Consider the following 19,071-nt stretch of genomic DNA (forward strand, 5'->3'; position numbering starts at 1 on the left):
GGGCATCTGAGCAAATTGGAGATTCGTTTGGTACCCGCCGGCGCTTGACGGGCTGAGAGTAGATGTTCTCCTAATTCACTCAAAATCAGACCATTATTTCGGTGTCGAAAGCCTAATAAGGTGATCAGAAGTCGGCTAAATGTGCGTACCAGCCGCACATCCATTAAGGTCGTTAACTCGTCAACAATACTATGGGTAAACTGGGTTAAGCGCTGTTGATAAAAAAGGCCTACTGATAGTGGCCATTCTTGCTCAGAATTGGTTTGTTTTGCAGCAGTATTCATTAGAAAACCTCCTGTTTTGTAGTTTGGCGACCACAAAGTTCAGGAGGTTTTCGCTTTTTTAGTCAGACCAAAAATTCGGGATGACTCATGTTTATTTAATTCGCAGTAATCTATTTTTTCGTCACACGAATCGAGATACGGCGGTTTTGCGCCTTACCCTCCTCGGTATCGTTTGATGCTACAGGGTGTTCCTGACCATATCCTTCTGCCTCCAGCCGGTCTTTAGCAATGCCCATTTTTTCTAGTTCAGCCCGAACCGAATTAGCCCGGTCTTCTGAAAGTTTCAGGTTGGTTGCAGCATTGCCTGTATTATCAGTATACCCACCGAGTTTCACATTAACGTTTGGATAGGCTTTCAGGATTTCAGCGATATTCTTCAATTGCTCCTGCGACTGAGGCTCCAAGGTAGCGCTGCCCGATTGAAATAACAGCCGGTCGAAATCAAACCACGTTTCTTTATCAGCAGGCTTGTCACTTTTAATGAAACCCAGCAGTTTGTTTTCAACACCAAATTCTGGAAGGTTCAATTCAATACCACTAACCAGTTTTTGAATGCTGAACTCACCCAGTTTTCCATTTGGCGTACTAACTTTATTATTATCAGCAGCTGTTGATTCTTCCAGCGGCACTTCAGTGCCAGCGGCTTCTTTGCCTTCCAGATTATAACCCGGCGTTTCTGATGACTGAACAGCGATGTAAGGAGCAATGACAAGCGACACAATCGACATCAGTTTAATCAGAATATTCATCGATGGGCCTGAGGTATCTTTAAATGGGTCACCAACCGTATCGCCCGTTACCGATGCTTTATGTGGCTCTGACTTTTTGTAATACGTCTGTCCATTGATGTCTACGCCTTTCTCAAACGATTTCTTAGCATTATCCCAGGCGCCACCGGCATTGTTCTGGAAAATACCCATCAAGACGCCAGAAACTGTTACACCAGCCAGCAAACCACCCAGTACTTCAGGACCAAAAATGAACCCGACAATAACCGGAACCGTAAGAGCAATAGCACCTGGCAGTACCATTTCACGAATCGAAGCCTGGGTCGAAATAGCTACGCATTTTTCGTATTCTGGTTTTCCCGTACCTTCCAGAATACCTGGAATTTCACGGAACTGACGACGAACTTCTTCCACCATTTTCATAGCTGCCCGACCCACCGCAGCAATTGCCAGCGATGAGAAAATGAATGGGATCATAGCCCCAACGAATAGCCCAGCCAATACATCAGCTTTGTAAATATCAATGGCAGAAATACCAGAAATACCCACAAACGCTGCGAAGAGTGCAAGCGCCGTTAAAGCAGCCGATGCAATAGCGAAGCCTTTACCCGTAGCAGCTGTTGTATTTCCAACGGCATCCAAAATGTCAGTACGCCCCCGAACCTCTTCAGGCAGATAGCTCATTTCGGCGATACCACCAGCATTATCGGCAATCGGGCCGAAGGCATCAATCGCCAATTGCATAGCCGTAGTTGCCATCATACCAGCCGCCGAAATGGCCACGCCATATAACCCTGCAAAATGATACGATGTGTAAATACCAGCCGCCAACACCAGAATAGGCAACACGGTTGATTCCATACCAACTGAGAGTCCGCCAATGATATTCGTAGCAGCTCCTGTAGCCGACTGACGAATAATCGACAATACAGGCCGACGCCCCATTGCTGTATAATATTCTGTAATGGATGACATCAGCGCGCCAACGATCAGACCCGTTACAATCGCGTAGAATACATCCATCCGAGAAAATTCTACCCCGCGTATTTCCATTGTTACGTCAGGCAGGTAGCTCGTCACCAGAAAATACGACGCAATTACTGTAATGATAATTGACGCCCAGTTACCTAAATTAAGCGCGCCTTGCACACTACCATTATCATTTTTAATACGAACAAAATAAGTAGCAATGATCGAGAAAATCAGACCTAAGCCAGCAATCATCATGGGCAACACGATCGGCGCGTGACCGTAAATATTCATATCGGCAGGAATCCGAATTTCGCGACCCAATACCATGGTTGCCAGAATAGTAGCCACATACGACCCGAATAAGTCAGCGCCCATACCCGCTACGTCACCCACATTATCACCTACGTTATCGGCAATCGTGGCAGGGTTACGAGGGTCATCTTCTGGAATACCCGCTTCTACTTTACCAACAAGGTCAGCGCCGACATCGGCAGCTTTGGTATAAATCCCTCCTCCTACACGAGCAAACAAGGCAATTGATTCAGCACCAAGTGAGAAACCAGCCAGCACCTCAAGAGCTCGCTCCATAGGCAGGCCATTTACGTCACCTGTCGAACCTACATACGTGTTATAAAGAACGACGAACAGGCTACCCAGCCCTAGTACCGCCAAGCCCGCTACACCAATACCCATAACTGAACCACCCGTAAAGGATACGTCCAGAGCACGGGCCAGACTCGTACGAGCCGCATGAGCGGTACGAACATTCGCTTTGGTCGCAATGTTCATACCGATGTATCCGGCCAGAGCTGACAGAAAAGCCCCCAGTATAAAGGATAAACCAATAACTGGGCTGGAATTTTCGACCAACGTGCCAGAATACGCTAGCAGTAGGGCGACTATAATTCCAAAATAAGTAAGAACGCGCCATTCAGCTTTTAGAAAGGCGATGGCACCATCAGCAATATACGACGAGATCTCTTGCATTCGAGCATCGCCGGCATCCTGTTTCGAGACCCACAGGAATTTGGTGTACATTATCACCAGCCCGACAATCCCCAGCACGGGAACCAGATAAACACTGTAATTCATGCGAATAAGTATAGGTTTGAAAAATTAAATTGCCCGCAAAGATAGACTTTGGTTAGGCATAACCCAACGACAACGACCCTTACTGTTGACTTTTTTTGAGGTTAATTACGTTTTTTTGAGGACATCATTCCTTCTATTATGATATTACAGGACGCAATAACCCTACTTCAATCGAATAAACTTATCGCTACTTCCTCTACGGTCTGGGCCGATCTGGGTTGTGGTACAGGCTTATTTACCCATGCGCTGGCTAGCCTACAGCCATCAGGCAGCCAGATCTATGCAGTCGATACCAATCTGGCTTCTCTTCAACAGATCACTGATTATCAGGATGTCGTCATTACCAAGATTTGCCAGGATTTTGTTCAGGATGAGTGGCCTTTTGATACTGTTGATGGAATACTGATGGCCAATTCACTTCATTATGTACAGAACAAAAAGTCGTTTCTGGAAAAAGCGGCTCGTCATCTAACCACGTCAGGTTGTTTTCTACTGGTTGAGTACGATACTAATATGGCTAATCCCTGGGTACCTTATCCAATTAGTTTTGCTTCGTTGCACCAATTATTTAGAGAGGCTGGTTATTCGATTATTGAAAAGCTGCACCAGAAATCTTCCATCTATGGGAGAGCCAATTTATATAGCGCTTATGTAAGTCGATAAAATAATTGCCTTACTAATACACTCGTCACAACACAATTATTCATACTAACATCGTAGACAAACCCAATATAGCATAGATTTAATTTTATATATACCCGTAAGATCAATATTTAATTTTACTTATGAAATTAAATATAGAATCATATTCCGTATTCAGCCAAATAGTATTACTTTTACCAGCAGCATTTTCTTTCTTAACTTAACTGATGATTACTACGGATTTTTCACCACATAGTCTGTCACCGGCAGACTTGAGTTGCGCATGGGCAACGGGCGAGTTCAACCTATCAGAACTGGCGATCTCTCCAAAATTTCTTTCCATCCGCCTTCATTATTCGTGAGAATAATATAAAGGATCGTTCTAGTCATCCAGCAGCACTACGCCCATTGGGTAGTGAGTTGTATCGTTTGACTATGACTTCCGGTAAGGCATTTTCTTATCCGGTGTCGATCCATTTTCAATAATCTTAATTTTCAGTAAATACGTTTAGTTGTTAGGTAATCTAGGTTAAAAGGCTATCCTCTTTGGGATAGCCTTTTCTTATACTTTCCTTGTAAATTTGTAAGCTCCATCTATTAAAAACGACAGCCTGTGTTGCTAAGAAAACATCTTCCGGCCTTACTACTCATTTTTTCGCTTTGCACTCCGTTATTCGGCCAGGTTCCTTACGGTCCAATCAAACCAGCCCCCGCTGGCGAAATTCTGTCGAACCTTAAAAAGCTTAACGTTCTGGGGTCTGTCCTATACGTGGCTGCCCACCCCGACGATGAGAATACACTCCTGCTGGCTTATTTAGCCAAAGATCGACTTGTCCGAACCGGCTACCTATCATTGACTCGGGGCGACGGTGGACAGAATCTGATTGGTCCGGAACAGGGAGAAAACATCGGTGTTATCCGAACCCAGGAGTTGTTAGCGGCTCGCCGTGTTGATGGACCGGATCAGTTTTTTAGCCGCGCTTATGATTTCGGTTTTTCAAAATCAACAAATGAAGCTGTTCGTACGTGGGGACAGGAAAAAGTACTGGCTGACGTCGTCTGGATGATTCGGAAATATCAACCTGATGTAATCATCACTCGTTTTCCACCTGATGCTCGTGCTGGTCATGGTCACCATAGTGCATCCGGTTTCCTGGGCGAAGAAGCATTCAAAATCTCGAACGATCCTACTAAATTTCCTGAACAGCTCGCTTATGTAAAGCCCTGGCAGGCAAAACGTATACTCTGGAATGTATTTATTCCCGGCGCTTTTTTAAGCAACAAAAAGCCCGATGAAGCTGGTAATCTGATTGGTATTGAAACAGGATTGTATAACCCGTTACTGGGTAAATCGTACGGCGAAATTGCGTCCGAAAGCCGCAGTCAGCATAAAAGCCAGGGGTTTGGCGTGGCCGCTAACCGCAGCGCACGAATCGACTATCTTCTCTTAAAAGGCGGGAATCCGGCGGAAAAAGATCCGTTCGATGGTGTCGATATTAGCTGGAAACGAGTGCCGAATAGCGGTACTGTGCAGACGCTGGTGAATCAGGCAATCACAAACTTCAAGGCCGATCAGCCCGCAGCATCTACGCCAACTTTAGTTCAACTGTATAACGCACTTGGCAAACTCGATACAACCAATATCTACGTAAAAACGAAGCGGCAGGAAGTACAGACGCTAATCCAGCAATGCCTGGGTTTATGGGTCGAAACAAATCCTGCTGACTTTGCTGCTACACCGGGAGAAACCGTTAAAGTAGCGACTAATGTGGTTAGCCGAGCCGATGTCCCAGTCAAACTGATTAGCATACGTTACTCAACCGGCAAAGATACAACGGTCAATATAGCCCTGAAACCAAACGACGTTGTGCTGCTCCCCACCTCGCTAACCATTCCTAAAAGTCAGAAAATTTCGCAACCGTACTGGCTCGAAAAACCTATTGATAAAGGGCTGTTTCAGGTTGATAATCAGCAGTTGATTGGGATGCCTGAAAATCCGCCAGCCATTTCAGCAAGCTTTACAGTTGAGGTGAGTGGCCAGCAGTTTACCTATACTCGCCCTGTTGTTTATAAATCGACGGACCCTGTTGATGGCGAAATCTACCGGCCATTCATTATTCAACCCGACGTAACGGCCAACCTGACGGAGCGTGTATTTACCTTCAGCGACAATACCCAAAAAGCAGCCGAAGTAGTTCTAAAAGCAGGCCGGGCAAACGTATCGGGAACGCTGACTTTAGCTGCTCCAGCAGGATGGCGTATTGAACCGGCCTCCGTTCCTTTTTCGCTGACCTACAAAGGCGACGAACAACGTGTCGTATTCACCATCTTGCCAACTGCCCAGGCTAAGGATGGAAAACTACAGGCTAATATGAAAACTGAGGCCGGAACCTTCACAACGGGCCTTCGTCAAATTGCCTATAAGCACATTCCAACGCAAACGCTATTTCCTCCTGCCGAAGCCAAATTGGTCAAACTGGATGTGAAAGTAACGGCGAAAAATATCGGCTACATCGTTGGTGCGGGCGATGAAGTACCCGCTGCGCTACAGCAAATGGGTTGTCGGGTTACGATTCTTGGCCCTGCTGAACTGAACGGGAATCTGGCGGCTTACGATGCTATTGTCGTAGGTGTTCGAGCGTACAATACCAATCGGTCGATGTCGCTTTACCAGCCCAAACTAATGGATTATGTTAAAAACGGCGGAACGATGATTGTGCAGTATATTACGCCCAATAGCTCATTCCTGCGTAATGACCCTGCACTCCCACAGCTTGGCCCCTACCCGTTCTCTATTGGTGCTGAACGGGTTACAGAAGAAGATGCTAAAATGACGTTTATTAATCCACAACATCCATTACTGAATTACCCCAATAAAATTACCGACGCAGATTTTAACGGCTGGATTCAGGAACGGGGCATTTACTTTGCCAAAGAGTGGGATAAAGCGTACGAACCCATTTTCTCAGCCAACGATCAAAACGAAGCTCCAAAACAAGGCAGTCTGCTGTATGCCAAATACGGCAAGGGGCATTATATGTATACAGGCCTGGTTTTCTTCCGCGAACTGCCCGCTGGCGTTCCTGGTGCCTACCGTCTATTCGCCAACATGATTTCAGCAGCGGGCAATCAGGCAGCTTCTGTTTCAGGTTCTCAAACCCGCTGATAGATTTCAGGCAATTTTGTGTGCTGTCGGGCCTGAGAACCTGACAGCACAACTAACATTTCTGTTACCCCAACTCTTCAATCGTCCAAAACAGTCGTTTGCCTTTCTGCTTAGCTTGGTGCATCATTTCGTCAGCGCCCGCAGAAGGTCCACCAATGCGCAGTACACCGTCGCAGTGGTCGATTAATTTCACAGCGATCGGGTGAAAAATCTCATTAAAAATTGCATCGCCCAAGTGCGTTGACCCAGCCGTTTTGATGAGCGGCAGCGCAAGCCATTCTCCACAAACCGGCGTATGTCCCTGACGATAAACTGCCAGAGCAGCCTCTTCCATCCGATGCATATTCTGGGCAATTAATACAGGGGCATCCTTCGTACCCGAACGGTAAGGACCAGCAATCAGAATCAGCATATCAGTTTGGTAACGACGTTAATTGTTGCAACCGCAGATATTGGAGTAGCATAATGGTTTTACCATCCATAATTTCTCCACGCTCGATCATGGTAAGCGCTTCACTTACAGGAATTTCCAGGATCTCGATTTCTTCTTCATCAATGCCTCCGCCTGCCTTGCGCTCCGTATTAGCGCTATACTCGGCCAGGTAGAAAAAGAGTTTTTCGGTCACTGAACCGGGACTCATGTAGGCCTCCATAATCTTCTTTACCGACTGAATCCGGTAACCAGTTTCTTCTTCTGTTTCTCGTCGAATAGCATCATCTGGGTGTTCATCATCAAGAAGACCCGCGCAAGCTTCGATCAACATTCCAGACTCCGGACTACCATCACGATTGCCATTCACAAACGTAGGTAGCCGAAACTGCCGGGTTAAAATGACGGTATCAGTCTGCGGATTATGTAGTAAAATGGTTGCTCCATTTCCTCGGTCATACGCTTCACGTTGCTGCGTTGTCCACTGTCCATTTTTACCGAGATAGTTAAACGTAAATCGTTTCAGGATGTACCAGTTATCGGAAAGCAATTTTTCCTCGGTTATTTGTACGCGTTCAGAAAGCATTTGTTTAAAAATGTTTGAATTTGTTTATTTTTAAACAAAACAAATCAATTGGTAATGAATTTCCAACAGAGAAAGAGCTTAATTGTACGAACGGTTGAAGAACGCGGCTCCGCCGATGTCCACGAACTGGCTGATTTACTGCAAACTTCGGAAATGACCGTCCGGCGTGACCTGATCCAATTGGCAGCTTTAGGGCTGATTTACCGAACGCGGGGTGGAGCTATGAAAGTGAGTTTGGCGACGGATAAGCATCATTTTGCGAACAAAACCGCCGTTAATTCTGAACGAAAAGATTACATCTGTCAATTAGCTGCGCAGGAAATTCAGGAGGGCGATATCATTTTTATGGACTGCGGCAGTACCATTTTTCGACTCTGTCCCTTCATCCGCAATAAACGGATTACAGTCATCACCAATTCATTGCCTGTTGTCGCTGAATTAATGGGATCTGAAGTAGCGATAAACCTCATAGGCGGTGAAGTAGATCAGGATCGTAAGGCCATCCATGGGCTGATTGCCGAAGAACATATGTCGCGTTACCGGGCAAATCGAGCTTTTATTGGCGTCGATGGAATCTCGCTTCAGAATGGGTTGACCGCCAACAGTGAAAAAGAAGCCAGCACAGCTATTACGATGGCCCGGCAATCAGAAAAAGTTTACCTATTATGTGATTCATCGAAATTAGAAACGACTAAATACGTCTATTTTGCACCACTAAGCCTGTTCGATGTATTAATTACAGACAATGAAGCGATTCCCGAGGTAGTAAATGCCTATCGGCAGGCAGGGGTTACGCTGATTAATTAACTCATGTACCAAATCTGGATTGATACGGGCGGCACGTTTACCGATGGACTGGCTCTTGACCCAAATGGCAACCTGAAGCGAACCAAAGTTTTGAGCAGTAGTCGTTTACGCGGTCAACTCATCAATGGCAACTTGGCAGCGCCCTGGCTGACTGACCCCATTTTTGACGGCTATCAGCTACGCATCCTCGAAACTGACGACGTTTATCAAATCGTTTCGCTACAAGTCGATGGGGCATTAATTTGCGACAAACCGCTACAATCAATCTCTCAATCGACTACCGTTGAGCTGTTTACCGGCGAAGAAGCGCCTGTTTTAGCGGCCAGGCTTCTTACACAAACACCCATAAGTCGCCCATTCCCAGTACTGGAAATGCGGTTGGGTACCACCAAAGGAACCAACGCCTTGCTCGAACGAAAAGGTGGACGAGTTGCTTTGCTAGTCACCAAAGGCTTTAAAGATCTGCTTAAAATTGGCACGCAGCAGCGCCCTGACTTATTCCAGTTAGCTATTCCACCTGCCGAAGTTCTGTACTCAACAGTCTGGGAAGTAGACGAACGCATAAGTGCCGACGGTCAGATTTTAACGCCTTTGTCTGATCAAACGTGTGCCGAAATAGCCGAATACATTCGGCAGGAGAAACCGGATGCGATCGCTATTTCCTTTCTAAATGCCTATCGTAATCCCTTTCACGAACGCCAACTCCAGGATGAACTTGCTAAAGCAGGTTGCCCATACATAACTATTTCAACCGATGTTTCGGTGACTCCGCAGTATGTATCACGTACGCAGACAACGGTTGTCGATGCCTACCTGACGCCAGTCATGCGGTCGTATCTGGACAATGTACAGAGTCAGTTAGGTGGTCATTCTGTTCGGATAATGACCAGTTCTGGTGGATTGGTTCGAACTGATTTGTTCCAGCCGAAAGACAGTTTACTAAGCGGCCCGGCTGGTGGTGTGATCGGTGCGGCTACCATAGCGAATACGCTTTTTTTATCATCTGATTATCAGGCCAATGAAAAATCTTCACCAGGTACATTAACCCTTGATATGGGTGGAACCAGTACAGATGTCGCGCGGATTCAGACTGGGTTGGATTACCGTTTCTCAACGAAAATCGGCCCGTTCGATTTGCAGTTACCTTCGCTGGCGATCGAAACGGTTGCGGCTGGTGGAGGATCAATCTGCTGGTTTGAGGAACATGGTACTACATCTGGCCAACTGCGTGTAGGCCCGCATAGTGCAGGTGCCAATCCCGGCCCCGCTTGCTACGGAGCCGGTGGACCACTGACCATCACCGACGTAAATCTGTTGTTGGGTAAACTCCACCCGCAACAGTTCGGGATTCCGGTTTTCCCGGAAAAGGCAACGTTAGCTCTGGATAAAGTTATTCAGCAGGTTGAACGCAAAACAGGAAACCGACCTGATGATTTAACCTTGCTACGTGGTTTCGAACAGATTGCAAACGAAATCATGGCTGGTGCCATTCGCAAGATTTCCGTCGCGCGAGGATTCGATCCCCATGAGTATAGTTTGCTGGTTTTCGGTGGTGCGGGTGGCTTACACGGTTGTGCTATTGCTCGACTCCTGGGTATGGAACAGTTAATTCTGCCCTTTGATGGCGGGCTACTGAGTGCCTACGGAATTGGTCAGGCACAAATTGAGCGTTTAGCATCACAGTCTGTTCTAAAGCCGTTATCCACTCTCGAACAGGAGTTACCTATATTGATTGATAAGCTGGTAAATACGGCAACGGCCGCTTTACAAGAAGATGTTGGAAATGACGTACCAATCCGTACGAAGTCAATTTCGATATTTCTACGTTTGTTAGGTCAGGAATCTACAGTCGATATTCCATTCAGCGATCATCTGGAAGCTGATTTTCAGAAAAAATATGAGCAGCTCTACGGCCATTTCCCAACAAATGCCACTGGAAAATCCCGTACGATCGAAGTAGAAAGTATTCGTGTGATCGTGAGCACAGTAACCCAAAAAGATGCCAGCAGTACATTCCCTACAAGTCATCGCCATGTGTTGCCCGAATTCACAACGGATAACTACCCCGCCTACAACTGGACGAAATTAGAGGAAGGCGATACGTTTCGAGGTCCGGCTTTGTTGCTCAACACGACTTCGTCGGCCTTTATCGAGTCTGGATGGCGAATGATTGTACAAGCCGACAGAAATGCGGTAGTCGATTATATTGCTGATATTGAGGAGGAACAGATTCGCGAATCGAACGAGGTGATCCAGCTGGAGTTGTTCACTCAACGGTTTCGCGCCATTGCCGAAGAAATGGGGGCTCAATTGCAGCGAACCGCTTTTTCAGTCAACGTAAAAGAACGGCTCGACTTTTCCTGTGCGCTACTCAACGCCCAGGCTGAACTGGTTGCCAATGCGCCCCATATTCCGGTGCATCTGGGCAGTCTTGGAATTTGTGCACGTCTGGTGTTGGATGCACTTCCACCACTCGAACCGGGCGATGTTATAATTACCAATCACCCGAAATACGGCGGTTCGCACTTACCTGACCTAACTTTACTGAGTGGCGTTTTTACGACTGATAACCAACTAATTGGCTACGTAATTAATCGAGCGCATCACGCTGAAATAGGCGGTAAAGTTCCCGGATCTATGCCACCGGATGCTGTCTCGCTGATTGAAGAAGGGGTAGTTCTAGAACCAACCTACGCGGTCAAGAACGGTTCGCTTTTATGGGATACGGAGTTAGCTTCCCGTTTTGCGAATGCGCCCTATCCCACACGTTCTTTGGCCGAAAACCGAGCAGATATCGAAGCCGCTTTAGCATCGCTGCGAGCCGGTGAAACGGCTTTACAAACGCTGGTGAAGGAGCATGGTTTAGCCACGGTTCATCACTACATGAATAGCTTGCAACAATCCGCTTCCGACGCGATCAATGCCGTTCTGCAACCACTTGCGGGCCAGGTTTTTCAGGCCGAAGAATCGCTGGATGATGGGCATCAGATCCGGTTGGTCATTCGAATTTCGGCTAAAAATACGAGGTCAGATGGGGTTGAGAAACCGCATATTCAGTTTGATTTTACGGGTACGTCCGATACGCATCCCAATAATCTCAACGCCAATATTTCGATTCTCTACAGTGCTGTACTCTATGTGCTACGGCTATGGTGTGGGCGCGATATTCCATTGAATGAAGGGCTTATGGAACCCGTCGAGTTAATTTTACCTGAATCTTCCTTTCTTAATCCGATTTTTCCAGACGATCCGGCTCAATGTCCGGCAGTTGTTGGCGGCAACACGGAAGTCAGTCAGCGGCTGGTTGATACGCTCTTAAAGGCGTTAGGTTTAGCTGCCTGTAGCCAGGGGACAATGAACAATTTCTTGTTCGGAAACGCACAATTCGGTTATTACGAAACCATTGGTGGCGGATCGGGAGCTACTAATGGAGCTGATGGTCGCTCAGCCGTACACCAGCACATGACCAATACCAAACTCACCGACCCCGAAGAACTGGAACGTCGTTACCCCGTTCGGCTTCATCAGTTCGCTATCCGACCAAATTCCGGAGGACTGGGGCAGTGGCGCGGTGGCGATGGAATTATTCGCGAAATTGAGTTTTTGAAAACTGTTCAAGCTACGCTTCTCAGTCAGCACCGAATCGTGGCTCCATACGGTTTGCAGGGTGGCGAATCTGGTAAAACAGGTCGTCAAACGATTTTATATACCGACGGTCGCGAAGAAACCTTACCGGGCATTTTCACCCGAGTAATGCAACCTGGCGAACGTATTCGAATTGAAACTCCTGGCGGTGGAGCGATGCTGCCGCCAATTCAAGATTAAATGAATATCATAGACGATCAAATAAAAAGTGGATTTTTCGGGGCAGCTATCGGCGATGCATTGGGTGTTCCGGTTGAATTCAAATCGCGGGAATTTTTGGAAAAACATCCCGTACAGGACTATACTGGCTATGGAACCTGGAATCAGCCTCCTGGCACCTTCTCAGATGATAGTTCGATGTTATTCTGCACAGCCGAAAGTCTTTGCCTTGGGTTTAACCTGATCGATATGGCAGATCGATTCGTACAATGGTACCGTACCGGCTATTGGGGAGCACACAACGCCGTATTTGATATTGGCAACGCAACGAGCGGAGCTATTGATCGAATTATGAGTGGCACATCCCCCTTACTTTCAGGTGGTATGTCGGAACAAAACAATGGCAATGGATCACTCATGCGCATTTTGCCGATGGCATTCTACCTACATTCGGAAACAGATACAGCACAGCGATACGAGTACATTAAGCAAGTATCCGGCATCACTCATTACCATTTCCGTTCGGTACTCTCCTGCTTCATCTATAATGAGTTAGCCATTGGACTTTTAATTAAATTAGACAAGACCTCCGCCTATCGTAAAATGCAACTATCTGTCAATCAATTCATCAGCCAACAGCAGTTTGCTACTTCCGAGATCAATCTTTTCAACCGAATCTTACAAAATGACATTAGCCAGCTTAGTGAAGACGTTATTCGCAGCTCTGGCTATGTTATTGACACATTAGAAAGTAGTATCTGGTGTTTTTTAACGAGTTCTTCTTACAAAGAATGTGTGTTGAAAGCCGTCAATCTTGGTGAAGATACAGATACAACCGCGACGGTTGCGGGCGGATTAGCTGGACTATTTTACGGTTATCAGTCTATTCCAACGCACTGGGTACAGCAGATAGCTAAACGAGAAGAGATTCTCGACCTGTCAAATCGCTTTGCTAAGCGTTATAGATGAGCTATTATTTAGAGTGTCAATACTAGAATTTATTACACTCAATTGATAAATAAAGAGGTTATTAAGTAACTCAGACTTACTATTTTCTTTAATTGAGAGCAACTAAATAAATGAACTATTACTTCTTCGCGCTAAAGCTTTACTACATAACGAATGAATTCCGGTGCTGTTCCTGACGAAGGGCTAACGACACAACAATCTGTTGTTGATTATAAGAAAAAACAAAAACAGCGTAACGTTCTGGCTCATCTCTATTCAGATGGGAAGTGTACGTTGGCTCAATTAACACAAGTGGTTCACAGTAGCATTCCTTCCGTGACCAGCCTTGTCGACGAACTCGTTGACGACCAATGGGTAACGCCAACCGGAACGGCCATCGGCAGCAATGGTCGGCGGCCTGCTTTATTTGATTTGAACCCCGGTCGTAATTATGTAGCTGTTCTGGACGTTAGCACGCACGATACCAAAATTCTGTTCATGAATACCCATCGAAAGCTGGTTTTTCGTGGCGATTATGATTTGCGTCTGGTCGACAACCCTATCCTTTTATCATCATTGGTCAACTATTTCAATGATGCGCTTGCCAAATCGGGGCTGGCAGCCAGTGATCTGATTGCGATTGGCATTTCAATGCCGGGATTAATTGATTCACGGCGGGGCATTAACCTAACGTATAAAAACATACACCAATCGGATGAGTCGCTGACACAATGGTTTTCTGCCCAGACTGGCAAACCAGTTTACCTCATTAACGACACCAAGGCTACCGTTCTGGGTGAAAGTCGATTTGGTGGAGCGAAGGGAAAAAAACAAGTACTAACGATCAATATCGACTGGGGTGTTGGTCTGGGTATTATCGTTAATGGCGACGTGTTTCAGGGAGCTAGCGGCTTTGCCGGGGAATTAGGCCACATTCAGGTCGATCCGAATGGGGAATTATGTCACTGTGGTAAAATAGGCTGCCTAAACACGCTTACCTCAGCTTCATCACTCGTTCAACGAGCCCAACGCGATATTCTGGCGGGTAAAGCATCGAAACTTGCTATTTTTCAAAAAAACGTCGAGCAAATCGACATTGACGAATTGATCAATGCTGCTAATCAGGGGGATGTCTATTCGATCAAAACGCTTCACGATGCTGGCTTCCAGCTAGGTAAAGGGCTCGCGATTGCCGTTAGCTTATTCAATCCTGAAATAATTATTGTCGATGGCGTATTAGCCAAAGCCTCTACGTTTCTCCTCAATACCATTCGCCAAGCCATTGTACAATATTGCCTGAGTGATTTCCATCGGGATTTGCGTATCGAACTCACGCAACTCGACGATACGGCAAAATGGCTGGGCACACATGCCTATGTGATGGAAGATATTTTCGCGAATTTTGGCGGGAATGCATAAAACCTAAAAGGTCTCGCAGACCTTTTAGGTTTCAAATACCTCTCTACTTCGCTTTCAGATAAGCAAAAGGAATAATCATTTCTTCCAGCGATACGCCCCCGTGCTGGAACGTATTCCGGTAATGATTCACGTAGTAATTGTAATTATTGGGATACGCGAAAAAATAATCCTCCAACGTAAATACGTAGGCCGTTGATACGTGCGGTTTGGGTAAAAACAGTCGCTCGGGTTTACGACCGACATACAAATGGTTCTCATCGAAACCAAGATTTTTCCCTTGTTTGTAGCGCAGGTTCGTGTTCGTTTCGCGATAGCCGACAATCTTGGCGGGTTTCTGTACCCGAATCATTCCGTGGTCGGTCGTTACGATCAACCGACCGCCTTTAGCGGCAATTTTCTGGACGAGCTCCAGCAACGGCGAATGCAGAAACCAGGAACGTGTGATTGAACGGTAGGCCGATTCATCAGGAGCCAGTTCTTTAATCATGGCCATGTCGGTACGGGCGTGCGACAGCATATCTACGAAATTGTAGACCACAACATTTAACTGGTTCTGCAACAGATTATTGAAATTGTCGACCAGCGATTTTCCCTGGTTAACGTTCAAAATCTTGTTGTACGACATTTTTACATTCAGGCGGCTCTGATCCAGTTGCCGACGTAGAAATTCTTCTTCGTGGTTGTTCAGTCCTTCATCTTCATTATCGTCATTCACCCATAAATCGGGATGTTTACGTTCCATCTCACTGGGCATCATTCCCGAGAAAATGGCGTTTCGGGCGAACCCAGTTGTCGTTGGTAAAATGGAGTAATACGAACTTTCTTCTTCCACTGAGAAATAGTCCGCCAACAGTGGCTCAATTACTTTCCACTGATCATAGCGGAGGTTATCAATCAGGATAAAAAACAAAGGCGTATTGTTTCCTCCCTGGTTCAATAAAGGAAATACCTTTTTGCGCATCAGTTGATGCGACATAACTGGGCTATCGGCTTTAGGATCATTTAGCCAGTCCTCATAATTATCTATCACAAATTTACAGAACTCCGAATTAGCTTCGCTTTTCTGCATATTCATAACCTCCGACATACTCCGATCCTGCGAACCATCAAGTTCTAACTCCCAGTATATAAGCTTTTTATAGACATCAGCCCACTCCTCGAAATCCATCCGATCGTTATACTGCATGGATATATTTCGGAAATCCTGCTGATAACCGATATTGGTCCGTTCGGTAACTAATCGTTTATTATCCAGAATCTTTTTGACTGACAACAGAATCTGATTCGGATTGAGCGGTTTAATCAGGTAATCAGCAATTTTAGAACCGATGGCCTCTTCCATGATATGTTCCTCTTCGCTCTTCGTGATCATCACTACCGGCAAATTGGGCCGCATCTGTTTAATCTGGGAAAGGGTTTCCAGGCCAGTCATGCCCGGCATCATTTCGTCCAGAAAAACAACATCATAATTTGTATTCTCGACTTCATCGAGAGCATCAGCTCCGCTGTTGACAGAGGTCACTTCGTAGCCTTTATTTTTCAGAAAAAGGATATGGGGTTTTAGCAGATCTATTTCGTCATCCGCCCAAAGTATCGAATAATTTTGCATGTGTTCAGTTGGTGGTTTACGAGTACGAGTTCGATGGAATATCCCTCGTTACTTTAAGAAAAAAGAAACAGAAAACCGTTCTCTGTTTAACTTCAAACGTCTGGTTCTGTTCGGAAAGATCGTACAAATGAGTCTTTTAACAAGATTTAACACGATACATCGTTAGTCGATAGTCATTGGTTATTCGTTTTAAACACTGCGAATCTGGCCGTATTTACCTATATTGACTAATGATTCTATTTTTGTTTTACTTTACGTTAATTTTTAGCTAATAGTCGTTACTATAGCAGCCAACTCACTGCGAATCAGTAAACTAAAAACTAATTGCAGTCGGGATTAAGATAACCCATGAAAAAGCTTCCTGTTTGTTCCGCTTTCCTGCTCTTAAGCGGTCTTACGTATTCATACACTGCCCAGGCGAATAAAAACGTCTCTACCCCCTTTTCAGTAGTCGACTCAATCCGAATCGAGAAAAAAGACGGTAAACGGTTTATTATCCATCGTGTCGACGAAGGCCAAACGCTTTTTGCTATTTCCCGAAAATACGGTCGTTCGGTAGCTGAAATCAAAGCCGCAAATCCGGAGATGAAGGATGCGGTTCGCTATGACCAATTGGTTCGTATTCCAATTCCGGATGGTGCTTTAAGCCGAAAGGAAGAAAAAGTGATCGACAAGGCCATTAAAAAACAGGAAAAAGAAGAAAAACGGGTAGCGCAGGAGCAGGAAAAAACAACCGAAAAAGTCGCGAAAGAGCAAGCCAAAACAGAAAAACGACCAGAAAAGGAATCAAAAAAAACGGATGATCCAGCACGGGCAGGTATTCACGTTGTCGAAGCCGGGCAAACATTATATAGCCTTGCCAATAAGTATGGTGTATTACAGGCCGATATTCGTAAATGGAATAATTTATCGAGTAACAGTGTACTGATCGGTCAGGCATTGATTGTATCGGAAAAAGCCTACCAGGTTCGTACTCCTTCGACACCGATTGCCAGCACCAAAACAGCCGAGATACCTAATCGCCCCTCTGAGCCATCGAGCCGCCCCTTTACAACTACTCGCCCGGTCGAATCAACGCCCAACGAACAAAAATCAACGCCCCCAGCTCATTCTGAGCCAAAGCAAACGCATCATTCCGAAGTCGATACACCTACTAAGTCTTCGCCAGAGACACCCACTAAATCTTCACCTGTAGATACCAAACCGGAACCAGAAGTCATACTGCCTCAGCCGGGTAACGATGCGCCAATGCCGACGCACGGACGACGAATTTCGACGAATGGCGTCGCTGAAATGATTGAAGGATCAGATGGATCGGGGAAATATCTGGCACTGCATCGCACAGCGCCAATCGGGGCATTGGTTCAGGTTCGTAATGAATTCAACAACCAGAGTTTGTGGGTAAAAGTGATTGGCCGTTTGCCCAACACGGGTATCAACGACAAAATCCTGATTAAGCTCTCGACACAAGCGTTCGCGAAACTTTCACCCTCAGATCGGCGTTTTCGAGCTGAGGTCAGTTATATTGTGCGCTAATATGGAAACGAAAGAAGAGCGAATTGCCCGCCGACAACGCGAACGTGATGCCCAAATGAAAGCGTCGCCCGGTTACATGACATTCAGTGTGATGTTCACACTGGCTTACCCTTTTATTGCCGTCTTTACGTTTGTGATGTCTACCCTACTGGCCGTATTCTCAGGCATTTCACGCGCCCTGGCTTGGGTAGTCAGTGGAGGCAAAAGCAAATAATTACCGAATTCGTTACATCCCTTGTCTAGTCCTCAATTTTCCGCTGGTCAGTTCGCTTCGTTAAAAGATTTTTTAGATACCAAGGCCGATCAATACAATCGGCCTTCGTTTATTGAGCACGATCCAATCAGTATTCCGCATCGATTCAGCCAGAAACAGGATATTGAAATCATAGGATTCTGGACAGCCGTTCTGGCCTGGGGGCAGCGTCCGGTTATTCTCAAAAAAGCGGCTGAGCTAATCAACAGCATGGATGGCGCACCGTATGATTTCATTCGGAACCATCAGGAAAGCGATCTAAAGCGATTTCTTTCGTTCAAACATCGGACGTTCAATGCCACTGATGCGCTCTACTTCCTCCATTTTTTTCGAGACTATTATCAAACCCATAATTCGCTGGAAGAAGCTTTCCTGACCAACAAATCGGAATCTATTGACCTTATTTCTGCACCTGTAGAAAATGGACTAATTCAGTTTCACGATTATTTCTGCCGCCATACCGATTTCTTCCCAGAACGAACGCGTAAACACGTAGCCACCCCAGCCCGAAACTCATCCTGCAAACGATTACTAATGTTTTTGCGCTGGATGGTTCGTCAGGATGATCGTGGAGTTGATTTTGGCTTATGGACGAATCTAAAACCGAATGAATTAGTGATGCCGATTGATGTCCACGTGAACCGAGTAACCCGACATCTAGGCTTACTAACTCGCCCCCAAACCGACTGGAAGGCAGCCCTGGAACTAACCGAAACGCTTCGCCAGTTCGATGCTACCGATCCCGTTCGTTACGATTTTGCCCTGTTTGGGCTAGGGGTCGAAGGCGAATTATAG

The 19,071-nt window shown here is 46.0% G+C and carries 13 protein-coding genes and 1 pseudogene; 9 read left to right on the forward strand and 5 right to left on the reverse strand.

Annotation, left to right across the window (positions count from 1 at the left end):
• Positions 1 to 284: pseudogene (locus ACYVE4_RS27605) on the reverse strand (transposase); the annotation flags it as partial.
• Positions 285 to 394: 110 nt separating this feature from the next.
• Positions 395 to 3,076 (reverse strand): sodium-translocating pyrophosphatase, encoded by a 2,682-nt coding sequence (locus ACYVE4_RS27610; protein WP_461043644.1) that lies wholly within the window; start codon positions 3,074 to 3,076, stop codon positions 395 to 397.
• Positions 3,077 to 3,214: 138 nt separating this feature from the next.
• Here ACYVE4_RS27610 and ACYVE4_RS27615 point away from each other — a divergent pair, with 138 nt between their 5' ends.
• Together ACYVE4_RS27615 and ACYVE4_RS27620 are read left to right on the forward strand one after the other, a co-directional pair.
• A complete protein-coding gene (locus ACYVE4_RS27615; protein ID WP_461043645.1) occupies positions 3,215 to 3,739 on the forward strand; it encodes a class I SAM-dependent methyltransferase in 525 nt (174 codons plus the stop codon).
• A 592-nt stretch (positions 3,740 to 4,331) separates the two neighbouring features.
• Positions 4,332 to 6,884, forward strand: coding sequence for a PIG-L family deacetylase (locus ACYVE4_RS27620; RefSeq protein WP_461043646.1), 2,553 nt, complete (start codon positions 4,332 to 4,334; stop codon positions 6,882 to 6,884).
• A gap of 64 nt (positions 6,885 to 6,948) precedes the next feature.
• On the opposite strand, the gene ACYVE4_RS27625 is transcribed toward ACYVE4_RS27620, so the two are convergent.
• A complete protein-coding gene (locus ACYVE4_RS27625; protein WP_461043647.1) occupies positions 6,949 to 7,296 on the reverse strand; it encodes a DUF4406 domain-containing protein in 348 nt (115 codons plus the stop codon).
• Position 7,297: 1 nt separating this feature from the next.
• On the reverse strand, positions 7,298 to 7,900 hold the full coding sequence (nudK, locus tag ACYVE4_RS27630; protein WP_461043648.1) for a GDP-mannose pyrophosphatase NudK: 603 nt from the start codon (positions 7,898 to 7,900) through the stop codon (positions 7,298 to 7,300).
• A 54-nt stretch (positions 7,901 to 7,954) separates the two neighbouring features.
• On the opposite strand from nudK, the gene ACYVE4_RS27635 reads away from it, so the two are divergent.
• The 4 genes from ACYVE4_RS27635 to ACYVE4_RS27650 all read left to right on the forward strand — a co-directional run bounded on the left by ACYVE4_RS27635 (position 7,955) and on the right by ACYVE4_RS27650 (position 14,878).
• Positions 7,955 to 8,707, forward strand: a complete 753-nt coding sequence (locus ACYVE4_RS27635; RefSeq protein WP_461043649.1) for a DeoR/GlpR family DNA-binding transcription regulator — start codon at positions 7,955 to 7,957, stop codon at positions 8,705 to 8,707.
• A 3-nt stretch (positions 8,708 to 8,710) separates the two neighbouring features.
• Positions 8,711 to 12,532 (forward strand): hydantoinase B/oxoprolinase family protein, encoded by a 3,822-nt coding sequence (locus ACYVE4_RS27640; protein ID WP_461043650.1) that lies wholly within the window; start codon positions 8,711 to 8,713, stop codon positions 12,530 to 12,532.
• Positions 12,533 to 13,480 (forward strand): ADP-ribosylglycohydrolase family protein, encoded by a 948-nt coding sequence (locus ACYVE4_RS27645; protein ID WP_461043651.1) that lies wholly within the window; start codon positions 12,533 to 12,535, stop codon positions 13,478 to 13,480.
• Positions 13,481 to 13,633: 153 nt separating this feature from the next.
• Positions 13,634 to 14,878 carry an ROK family protein gene (locus tag ACYVE4_RS27650; RefSeq protein WP_461043652.1) on the forward strand — a complete coding sequence of 415 codons (1,245 nt, stop codon included), beginning with the start codon at positions 13,634 to 13,636 and terminating at the stop codon, positions 14,876 to 14,878.
• Positions 14,879 to 14,921: 43 nt separating this feature from the next.
• On the opposite strand, the gene porX is transcribed toward ACYVE4_RS27650, so the two are convergent.
• The gene (gene porX / locus ACYVE4_RS27655) at positions 14,922 to 16,487 is read right to left on the reverse strand and encodes a T9SS response regulator signal transducer PorX (RefSeq protein ID WP_461043653.1); all 1,566 of its coding nucleotides are present in this window, start codon (positions 16,485 to 16,487) and stop codon (positions 14,922 to 14,924) included.
• A 348-nt stretch (positions 16,488 to 16,835) separates the two neighbouring features.
• On the opposite strand from porX, the gene ACYVE4_RS27660 reads away from it, so the two are divergent.
• From ACYVE4_RS27660 to ACYVE4_RS27670, 3 genes are read left to right on the forward strand one after another with little or no spacing between them, the layout of a single operon-like run.
• Positions 16,836 to 18,023: a LysM peptidoglycan-binding domain-containing protein gene (locus ACYVE4_RS27660; protein WP_461043654.1), complete on the forward strand. Its 1,188-nt coding sequence runs from the start codon at positions 16,836 to 16,838 to the stop codon at positions 18,021 to 18,023.
• 1 nt (position 18,024) lies between these two features.
• Positions 18,025 to 18,237, forward strand: coding sequence for a hypothetical protein (locus tag ACYVE4_RS27665; RefSeq protein WP_461043655.1), 213 nt, complete (start codon positions 18,025 to 18,027; stop codon positions 18,235 to 18,237).
• Between the two features lie 21 nt (positions 18,238 to 18,258).
• Entirely contained in the window at positions 18,259 to 19,071 is an 813-nt protein-coding gene (locus tag ACYVE4_RS27670) for a TIGR02757 family protein (protein WP_461043656.1), read from the forward strand.

The sequence above is a fragment of the Spirosoma harenae genome, assembly GCF_054776975.1.

Coding starts and splice junctions, on each gene's coding strand:
- ACYVE4_RS27610 (WP_461043644.1), bottom strand. CDS start 3,076: ATGAATTACAGTGTTTATCTGGTTCCCGTGCTGGGGATTGTCGGGCTG.
- ACYVE4_RS27615 (WP_461043645.1), top strand. CDS start 3,215: ATGATATTACAGGACGCAATAACCCTACTTCAATCGAATAAACTTATC.
- ACYVE4_RS27625 (WP_461043647.1), bottom strand. CDS start 7,296: ATGCTGATTCTGATTGCTGGTCCTTACCGTTCGGGTACGAAGGATGCC.
- nudK (WP_461043648.1), bottom strand. CDS start 7,900: ATGCTTTCTGAACGCGTACAAATAACCGAGGAAAAATTGCTTTCCGAT.
- ACYVE4_RS27635 (WP_461043649.1), top strand. CDS start 7,955: ATGAATTTCCAACAGAGAAAGAGCTTAATTGTACGAACGGTTGAAGAA.
- ACYVE4_RS27640 (WP_461043650.1), top strand. CDS start 8,711: ATGTACCAAATCTGGATTGATACGGGCGGCACGTTTACCGATGGACTG.
- ACYVE4_RS27645 (WP_461043651.1), top strand. CDS start 12,533: ATGAATATCATAGACGATCAAATAAAAAGTGGATTTTTCGGGGCAGCT.
- ACYVE4_RS27650 (WP_461043652.1), top strand. CDS start 13,634: ATGAATTCCGGTGCTGTTCCTGACGAAGGGCTAACGACACAACAATCT.
- porX (WP_461043653.1), bottom strand. CDS start 16,487: ATGCAAAATTATTCGATACTTTGGGCGGATGACGAAATAGATCTGCTA.
- ACYVE4_RS27660 (WP_461043654.1), top strand. CDS start 16,836: ATGAAAAAGCTTCCTGTTTGTTCCGCTTTCCTGCTCTTAAGCGGTCTT.
- ACYVE4_RS27665 (WP_461043655.1), top strand. CDS start 18,025: ATGGAAACGAAAGAAGAGCGAATTGCCCGCCGACAACGCGAACGTGAT.